This is a genomic window from Pseudomonas sp. AP19, from assembly GCF_001728855.1.
Taxonomy (GTDB): Bacteria; Pseudomonadota; Gammaproteobacteria; order Pseudomonadales; family Pseudomonadaceae; genus Aquipseudomonas; species Aquipseudomonas fluorescens.
In genome coordinates, this window is the sequence record NZ_LXJP01000140.1 from 1 (window position 1) to 1,306 (window position 1,306).

The 1,306-nt window shown below is 54.9% G+C and carries 1 protein-coding gene; it reads right to left on the reverse strand.

Annotated elements, in window-relative coordinates; all coding sequences use genetic code 11:
• Window positions 1-4: 4 nt before the first annotated feature.
• Entirely contained in the window at window positions 5-1,210 is a 1,206-nt protein-coding gene (locus A7D21_RS34000; RefSeq protein WP_083272305.1) for an ISL3 family transposase, read from the reverse strand.
• Window positions 1,211-1,306 lie beyond the last annotated feature (96 nt).

Genomic DNA, 1,306 nt, shown 5'->3' on the forward strand with positions numbered 1-1,306 from the left:
TTCTTCACGGATTGCCGGGAAAGACGCTCTTGATCTTCATGAAAAAGAATTCGCTGTCCCGGTAACCGTACGCCATTCGTTTGATGACCTTTATTCGATTGTTTATTCCTTCCAACTGACCAGTGTGCATTGGCCAGCGTACCCGGCTCACGATGCCCCGCCAGTAGCCCTTTAGTCGCTTTGCGAACTGGATCAGTGCGGGTATTTCGCTTTCTTGAGCGTGACGCAGCCACTGCTTCCAGGCTGATCTCCAGTCCCAGGCATCGCTCGGCGCCCAGAGCATTTTGAGCTCGGCCTTCATCAAGTAGACCGTCATTAACGATTGGTTAGCGGCCAGCAGATCCTGTAAATGAACCTGCTGTTCCGGCTTTTTCAGGTTCTCCGGGTTACGCAATAGCAACCATCGCGCTTGCTTTATGATCTTTCGAGCGGGCTTGTCATGGCGCAATCGGTTCGCCTCGTCAACGCGAACACGATCAATCACTTCTCGGCCATATTTGGCGACCACATGGAAAAGGTCATAAATCACCCGCGCTTTTGGGCAGTGTTGGCGAACCTCCAGGTCATAAGCCGTGTTCATGTCCATCGCTACCGCTTCAATTCGGGCGCACCCTTCTGGCCCCAGCTCTTCGAAAAACGGTCTGACTGCCGCTCGGCTACGGCCTTCGCCGATCCAAAGCACTCGCCGAGTATCAGCGTCCAACACCACGCTGGCGTAGCGATGACCTTTGAATAACGCGAACTCGTCCATTATCAAGCGCCGTGGCTGGGCCTTGGGTAAGGCACTCAACGCCGCTTGCAGAGCGCGCCGCTCCAGCAACCGAACGGTGTCCCAGTGCAGCCCGAACATTTGCGCAACATGCAGTGTAGGAAGGCGTTCGCAGGCTTGAATAACGGCCTCTGCCAGCCGGCGCGTCATGCGGGCATAGCGATCCAGCCAACTGACGACCTCCATGCGCTTGCCACAATCACGGCAACTAACACGCCTGAGCTGCACGTTGAGGCGGACTGCGCGACCGAGAATCGGCAAGTCACGCACGACTCGATCGCAGTACTCATGAGTTGTTGAACAGAGCTTTTGGCAGCCACCACAGGTGGGAAATCGCGTGGCCTGGGGGATCAGATCGATTTGAAGGGCGTCGCCGTCAGGTTTGATCGCAACGACAGAAAAGCCCTCCCAAAAAGGAAGGAAAGTATTAATATCGCGCATAAGAACGCCGGTTTTTTAGATGTGTTTGCTCGCACGAACATCATCCATCAAATCGGCGTTCTTGTTTCTGTGTTTCCCGGGATTCCGTGAAGAACC

Excerpts from the sequence above, each read along its gene's own strand:
- A7D21_RS34000 (WP_083272305.1), bottom strand. The coding sequence starts at position 1,210 with ATGCGCGATATTAATACTTTCCTTCCTTTTTGGGAGGGCTTTTCTGTC.